This window comes from Acinetobacter lwoffii, from assembly GCF_024129355.1.
GTDB classification, from domain to species: Bacteria; Pseudomonadota; Gammaproteobacteria; order Pseudomonadales; family Moraxellaceae; genus Acinetobacter; species Acinetobacter lwoffii_I.
On the sequence record NZ_JAMXXP010000061.1, the window covers coordinates 1 to 6,592 of the forward strand.

The following is a 6,592-nucleotide window of genomic DNA, read 5'->3' on the forward strand; positions in this document are numbered from 1 at the left end:
CTTTCACATACAATTTCAGTCGTTTTAAATTCTCAATTAGGTAATCCTCCTTTACAGTTGGAAAACTTAATTAAAAGTTGAGATTGGCGTATCACTTATAAATAAGCTTTTAGTTGTTCAAACAAGTGGGACCACCTCTGTACTTACCATAGATATTCTATCTATGATCGGTGCTCTAGTGAGGACTTGAAGAGACCATCCCAGATTCTGTGTAACTGACGTTTAGATTAAATACTTACACAAAATTTAGGAAGGTCTCAAAGCGCCAACTTATCCTTATATTCACACATGCCTTTTAATGCATCATCTATCAACGCTTTCATTTTAGATAACTCTAGAATCTTAACTTCAATTTGCTTGTTTTTTTCTAGAAGCTTTTCACCCATTTGTGATTGGGTCAGGTTGTTTGTATACAGTAGCTCTGTTAACTCTTTAATCTCTTTTAAGGTAAAACCTAACTCTTTCGCCATGGAGATCATATTAAGCTGGTCGACTGTCTTATTAGTATAGTCTCTATAGCCATTAGCTGTTCTAGATGGTGGCAATATCAACCCTTCTCTCTCATAAAAACGAATTGTATCTCTGCTTAATCCGACTATTTCAGTTAATTCTTTTGTATTCATTATCGAGCACGCTCACTTAACGTTTGACTGTGGAGTAATATCCATAGTTTATAGTAGCCATTAATTAACAACAAGTAGGGTTTTTTATGGATATTAATATATTGACGGATGATAACGTCGAGCTGCGTGCAACTCTTTATAAAGCTGCTAATCCTAAAGCCGTTGTTCTAATAAACCCAGGAACCGCTACCAATACTTCTTATTATTTACCTTTTGCTAAATATTTAAGAGAGCATGGTTTCCATGTCATTCTATGGAATTACAGAGGGTTTTGCGATTCTAAAGTGAGTCATCTAAAGGATTGTCATTATCAGTATTCTGATATCGGACGGTACGACATTCCAGCTGTTATCGATACAGCCAAGCGCCTGTTCAATGACTTACCCTTGTATTGCGTAGGGCATAGCGCTGGAGGTCAACAAGTTGGCCTTGCTCATAATGCTGATCAATTGGATGCTTTAATCGCAGTGGCTGTCTCAGCAGGATACTTTAGCTATATGCCGCTTCGCTATCGTCTTAAGGCTAACTTCTTTTTCCGTTTTTTAGCACCGCTTAGTAATAAAGTCTTTAATTATGTGCCGGCTAAAAGCTTCAAACTCATGGAAGATTTGCCAGCTGGTTTTACAGAGGAATGGGGTGCTTGGTGCCGAGAAAAAGAGCTGTTTTTCTCGGATAAATTCTATGGGAAAACCATTCCCCTCGGGACTTACAAGAATTTTAATGTGCCAACTTTCGTCTTCACTGCCGATGATGATGAAATCTGTACTGAACGCAACCTGCATAATTTTTGGAAAAATGTGACTAGCGATCAACCCATCACTTTTAAACGCTATACCATTAGCAAGGGATCAGACCAATCAATTGGGCATTTTGGCTATTTTAGAAGTAAAAACACTCATATTTGGCAAGATATTTTAGAGACGATCAACAAGGTACACCATGATAAATCGTTACAAACATTGTAAAACCTTGATTTTTATTGTATTACTTAATGTGTTCTCGAGCATTTTGCACTATGTTCATAATGTGGTTCATTTTGATCACTATCCTGAGCCTGATTGGTTATCCCCTCATCTGGTAGATGCTTTTTGGTTCGTCATGACACCAATCGGTATCTACGGCTTGATCGTGGCTGTCAAAAGCCAGATGAGCAAGGGGCATTGGTGGCTTTATTTGTATGCCTTGATGGGTTTATTGTCATTACTACACTACAACGTTAAGACTGATAATATTATGACGATCACCATGCACAGTCTTATCTGGTTTCAAGCAATATGTGCTTTTTGGTTAATCGGCTATGTAACGATGTATTTTAAAAATAAAAGTGGGCATTAAGAACACTAATTGATAAAACTTTGGTCTTTATAAGAATGAGCTAACATCTTATTTATCGTTTTAAGGAATTGAAAATGAATGTTGAAGAAACTATAGCAACATGGGAAAGAGAAGAAGCACTCATTAGAGAAAAGCTAGGTGACGCTGACGTCATTCCATTATCAGACTTAACCACTCGCAGCGGTATGGACATTTTTAATGCTATGTTTGCAGGAGAGCTGCCTCATCCTCCTATTGGTCTAACGCTCGACTACACTCCTATTCATATGGAAAAAGGTATTGCCGTTTTTCAAGGGCGTCCAAAGCTTCATCATTACAACCCATTGGGTACAGTCCACGGCGGCTGGTTCTGCACGCTTTTAGATTCCGCTGTTGGCTGCGCTGTCCATACCCTTTTGCCAGCAGGAAAAACCTACACAACTTTAGAGATAAAAGTAAATATGGTGCGAGCTTTGACAGTGGCAACACCTTTAGTACGGGCTGAAGGCAAAGTCATTCATGCTGGTCGGAGAACAGCGACTGCTGAAGGCAAAATTGTAGGGCCTGATGGCAAATTATATGCCCATGCCACCACAACCTGCATCATTCTTGATGTTTAGATAAAATTTTTGATCGTTAATAGCTTTTAAACCAAAGAAAAATGCTAAGAATATAATGGATATTATATGGGTATACCCCAACGGAGATCGACATTTACCAAAAGTAATGGCAGCATAATTTAAATATTTAGAGCGGATTTATCACTTATAAAACTAGATTGAGTGGTCTAATTAACGGAACCACATCACATTCAGAATGAAATTTAGAAATTAAGGATTAATCTTAGAAATAAAAAACCCCAGCATCCTGCCGGGGTTTTTTATTGGAACATTAGGTCTCTGTGCTTTTGCCTGTCTTATATAGCGCCATCCTAGTGCTTATTTTTAATTATATGGAACTTCCTGTTCCTGACCATTCAATCATATGAAAATTCCAGTATTCCGGATAGCAGCAAAGAGCCGAGATTGATGTGAGCCAAAGCGTACAAAATAGCCTAAATTTCATCCACAGTAATTGGGGATAGTTTTCGCCCTGGAAGAGCTGAGAACATTGGGAAAATGCCAAAATCGACTACTTTTTAAACAAATTTATTAGCAAGAACTATCAAAATCGCTCATAAAAAAGCCGACTTGTTTCAAAATCGGCTTTTTGGTCATTTTGGGATTTTTCTGTTTTCATTAAGTGATTGAAATTCATATTAATATACAAGTGTACTTCGTATAAGCGCCATTATGTTAAATGGGTGGATTATTTTCATTAATGATCCCAAAAGCTTTTCTCCATGCCTGAGGGCTGGTGCCATATTTTTCACGAAAATTTTTTCTAAATGACACGGTATTATTAAAACCTGAAAGCTCGGTTATCTTTTCGATAGACAAGTTTGTCGCTTCTAAAAGTTCACAACTTAATCTGATTCTTTCAGTATTCAGCCAATCGACTAAGGTCATACCTGTCGCTTTCTTAAAGTACCGTGTGAACGTCCTGCGTGTCATATGTGTCCGTTCAGCGAGGCTTTCAATATTATGTTGTAAGGCTAAATTCTTTCTTAAAAAATCAAGTAATACATTAATTTGTGCATCTTGGCTCGATTCTGCGACTGGCTGTTCAATAAACTGAGTTTGCCCACCTTCACGGTGAGGCGGGATCACCATTACTCTAGCAACTTTATTCGCAATTCGTGCATTATAGATTTCACGTACCAAGTACAAGCAGCAGTCTAACGCTGCGCCTGTTCCAGCAGAGGTTACGATCCTTTGGTCTTCTACATACAGGGCGTCATTATCAAGTTGAACCTGTGGAAATCGTTCACTAAAATCCTGTTCAGCCATCCAGTGCGTAGCTGCTTTTTTATGGTCAAGCAGCCCTGCATATGCCAATGCATAAGTTCCGTAGCATAACCCTACAATTCTAATTCCAGCTTGATATGCACAATTTAGGGCATCGATAAGTACTTTTTCAGGTTTGTGATTAAAATCATCCCATCCAGGAATAATAATAAGATCCAATTGTTTAATAAGTTCGATCCCCCCATCAGGGATAATCATCATAGACTGTTCTGTTTTTACGGGTTGGCCATCTATAGAAAAAATTCTTAGATCAAATAAGCGTTTATCTTCAATCTTGATATTGAAAATGATATGGGGGATAGAGAAGTGAAATGGATTTATATTGGGATATACGAACAATCCAATCACTGGTATAGCCATTCAATCTACCTCTCTAAAATAATAAATATAGCATGTTGTCCCAATAGTTTCGATGATTGTCCTTAAGGACAATTTTATTGCTTAATTTTTCCTATCATGATTCGAGTATGACTAAATGATTGGATCTGGAACATGAATAAAATTTTAAGTAGCTCTGTTATTGCACTCTCTCTGGCAATGGCTTCAGTCCATTTATATGCGAATGATAAGGTGGTTCAGCGAGATACTTCTAAAGTTACGCATATACAAGAAATTCGCAATGCAACGATTAAAGTAACCTATGCTGATACGACTTTTTTAATTGACCCAATGTTTGCTAAAAAAGGATTCTATGAAGGTTTTCCTGATACTCATCGTAGCTATTTACGGAACCCATTAGTCGATTTGCCTATCAAGCCCGAAACGATTTTAGAAGGTGTAGATGCGGTAATCGTGACCCATACCCATCTAGATCATTGGGATGATGCAGCACAAGCGACTATTCCGAAAAACATGCCGTTGTTTGTACAGAATAAAGAAGACCAGAAAATCATTCAGTCACAAGGCTTCAAAGATGTTCGTGTATTAACTCAAGCGACCTTTGAAGGGATTAAGCTCACTAAAACTGGTGGTCAACACGGTACTGATGCCATGTACCGTATTCCTAAGCTTAAAGCTGGATTAGGTGAAGCAATGGGTGTGGTATTTGAAGCTGCTGGCCATGAAACTGTTTATGTGGCAGGAGATACCATCTGGCGTTCTGAAGTTGATCAAGCGATTCAAACATTTAAACCTGATGTGATTGTCTTGAATACAGGTAACGCCTTGGTTGATGGCTTTAAAGAATCCATTATTATGGGCAAAGAAGATACTTATCATGCAACTCAGAAAGCACCAAATGCTAAAGTGGTTGCTGTTCACATGGATGCAATTAACCACATGTCGGTAACACGTGCTGAGCTTGCAGATTACGTAAAGGACAAAGGAATCCAAGATAAGGTTTTAATTCCTATCGATGGTGAAACGCTTTCTTTCTAAAGTGACTTAAAGAAGTGGAAGCATTCCACTTCTTTAAAACATAAGTAGAACAAAACAAATATTAGTTAAGTAAAGGAATAGGTATGTCAAAATCAGCTTTATTAGTTATCGACTTACAAAATGAATATCTACCTACAGGTAAATTACCATTGGTAAATATTGAACAAGCTGCTGCTAATGCAGTGAAAGTAATTGCGAAAGCCCGTCAACTGGGTACTCAAGTGATTCATGTGCAACATATTGCTGATGCTGAATCTCCTATATTTGAACCTAGCTCAAATAGTATTGAATTTCAGGACACAGTTAAGCCGCAAGAAGATGAAGCTGTAATCATTAAAAATCACATCAATGCGTTCTTAAATACGAATCTCAAAGAAATTTTAGATAGCAATCAAGTGACTGAGTTAGTCGTGATTGGTGCTATGACGCATATGTGTGTTGATGCTGCTGTTCGTGCTGCTTCTGATTTTGGTTATAAGGTAAAAGTGATACATGATGCTTGTGCAACACTAGACTTGGAATTTAATGGCGTTAAAGTACCTGCTGGTCATGTCCATGCAACATTAATGGCCGCTTTTGAATTTGCATATGCTCAAGTAATATCAACTGAAGATTATGTTAGCTAAAGACTAAGATTTCCTAAAATTAACATAATACACGTTATATGAAGTTAAAAAAGGGAGCTTTAGGTTCCCTTTTTTACTAGTTTTTTTTAAATTGCTAAGCGTAAATTCAGCGCTTTTACCACTTTAATAACAGTATCAAAGCTTGGATTTACATCGCCAGAAAGTGCTTTATAAAGACTTTCTCGGCCTAAACCTGTGTCTCTTGATAATTGAGCCATTCCTTTAGCTTTAGCAATATTACCTAAAGCTTTTGCAATGAATGCCGCATCACCATTAGATTCATCTATACAGGCTTGTAGGTAAGCTTGCATATCTTCTTCTGTTTTAAGATGTTCAGCACTGTCCCATTTACGAAGTTTGATAGCCATTTACAGCTCCTCCTCTAAATCTTGTGCTAGTTGTAGGGCAAGTTTTATATCTTTACTTTGCGTAGACTTGTCTCCGCCTGCTAAAAGAATAACGACCCTTTGCCCTTGCTTACAGTAATAGATCCTGTAGCCAGGTCCAAAGAAGAAACGTAATTCAGAGACACCTTCACCGACTGGTTCAGTATCTCCAAAGTTTCCATCTTCAACCGGCACTGTTGCAAATAGGCTGACATGATAAGCTAAATATCTTATTTATTTCGAGATACAGCAGATGAATCCCTTCCATGGTCGGCACTTTCAAGGTGAAATCATTCTTTGGGCTGTTCGTTGGTATTGTAAATATGGCATCAGCTATCGTGAACTTCAAGAAATGCTCG

The 6,592-nt window shown here is 37.9% G+C and carries 8 protein-coding genes and 2 pseudogenes; 6 read left to right on the forward strand and 4 right to left on the reverse strand.

The features are described from left to right. Positions 1 to 257 precede the first annotated feature (257 nt). Positions 258 to 623 (reverse strand): MerR family transcriptional regulator, encoded by a 366-nt coding sequence (locus NI468_RS15670; RefSeq protein WP_004733161.1) that lies wholly within the window; start codon positions 621 to 623, stop codon positions 258 to 260. Positions 624 to 709: 86 nt separating this feature from the next. Here NI468_RS15670 and NI468_RS15675 point away from each other — a divergent pair, with 86 nt between their 5' ends. From NI468_RS15675 to NI468_RS15685, 3 genes are all read left to right on the forward strand, one after another. Continuing rightward, complete coding sequence (locus NI468_RS15675; protein WP_004282179.1) at positions 710 to 1,588, forward strand: alpha/beta hydrolase family protein; 879 nt, start codon at positions 710 to 712, stop codon at positions 1,586 to 1,588. Further along, positions 1,563 to 1,958, forward strand: a complete 396-nt coding sequence (locus NI468_RS15680) for a hypothetical protein (protein WP_004282178.1) — start codon at positions 1,563 to 1,565, stop codon at positions 1,956 to 1,958. Before NI468_RS15675 ends, NI468_RS15680 begins: the two co-directional genes overlap by 26 nt. Before the next feature lie 74 nt (positions 1,959 to 2,032). After that, complete coding sequence (locus NI468_RS15685; RefSeq protein WP_100358188.1) at positions 2,033 to 2,557, forward strand: PaaI family thioesterase; 525 nt, start codon at positions 2,033 to 2,035, stop codon at positions 2,555 to 2,557. Positions 2,558 to 3,232: 675 nt separating this feature from the next. Here NI468_RS15685 and NI468_RS15690 read toward each other — a convergent pair. Then, on the reverse strand, positions 3,233 to 4,204 hold the full coding sequence (locus tag NI468_RS15690; RefSeq protein WP_253102578.1) for a GlxA family transcriptional regulator: 972 nt from the start codon (positions 4,202 to 4,204) through the stop codon (positions 3,233 to 3,235). A gap of 132 nt (positions 4,205 to 4,336) precedes the next feature. Here NI468_RS15690 and NI468_RS15695 point away from each other — a divergent pair, with 132 nt between their 5' ends. After that, positions 4,337 to 5,221 (forward strand): MBL fold metallo-hydrolase, encoded by an 885-nt coding sequence (locus NI468_RS15695; protein WP_005176778.1) that lies wholly within the window; start codon positions 4,337 to 4,339, stop codon positions 5,219 to 5,221. An 83-nt stretch (positions 5,222 to 5,304) separates the two neighbouring features. After that, positions 5,305 to 5,847, forward strand: coding sequence for a cysteine hydrolase family protein (locus tag NI468_RS15700; RefSeq protein WP_058951821.1), 543 nt, complete (start codon positions 5,305 to 5,307; stop codon positions 5,845 to 5,847). 86 nt (positions 5,848 to 5,933) lie between these two features. On the opposite strand, the gene NI468_RS15705 is transcribed toward NI468_RS15700, so the two are convergent. Together NI468_RS15705 and NI468_RS15710 are read right to left on the reverse strand one after the other, a co-directional pair. Then, positions 5,934 to 6,215: an addiction module antidote protein gene (locus tag NI468_RS15705; RefSeq protein ID WP_000985610.1), complete on the reverse strand. Its 282-nt coding sequence runs from the start codon at positions 6,213 to 6,215 to the stop codon at positions 5,934 to 5,936. Continuing rightward, positions 6,216 to 6,422: pseudogene (locus tag NI468_RS15710) on the reverse strand (type II toxin-antitoxin system RelE/ParE family toxin); the annotation flags it as partial. A gap of 64 nt (positions 6,423 to 6,486) precedes the next feature. On the opposite strand from NI468_RS15710, the pseudogene NI468_RS15715 reads away from it, so the two are divergent. Next, positions 6,487 to 6,592: pseudogene (locus NI468_RS15715) on the forward strand (IS6 family transposase); the annotation flags it as partial.

Excerpts from the sequence above, each read along its gene's own strand:
- NI468_RS15700 (WP_058951821.1), top strand. The coding sequence starts at position 5,305 with ATGTCAAAATCAGCTTTATTAGTTATCGACTTACAAAATGAATATCTA.
- NI468_RS15680 (WP_004282178.1), top strand. The coding sequence starts at position 1,563 with ATGATAAATCGTTACAAACATTGTAAAACCTTGATTTTTATTGTATTA.
- NI468_RS15670 (WP_004733161.1), bottom strand. The coding sequence starts at position 623 with ATGAATACAAAAGAATTAACTGAAATAGTCGGATTAAGCAGAGATACA.
- NI468_RS15685 (WP_100358188.1), top strand. The coding sequence starts at position 2,033 with ATGAATGTTGAAGAAACTATAGCAACATGGGAAAGAGAAGAAGCACTC.
- NI468_RS15705 (WP_000985610.1), bottom strand. The coding sequence starts at position 6,215 with ATGGCTATCAAACTTCGTAAATGGGACAGTGCTGAACATCTTAAAACA.
- NI468_RS15690 (WP_253102578.1), bottom strand. The coding sequence starts at position 4,204 with ATGGCTATACCAGTGATTGGATTGTTCGTATATCCCAATATAAATCCA.
- NI468_RS15695 (WP_005176778.1), top strand. The coding sequence starts at position 4,337 with ATGAATAAAATTTTAAGTAGCTCTGTTATTGCACTCTCTCTGGCAATG.
- NI468_RS15675 (WP_004282179.1), top strand. The coding sequence starts at position 710 with ATGGATATTAATATATTGACGGATGATAACGTCGAGCTGCGTGCAACT.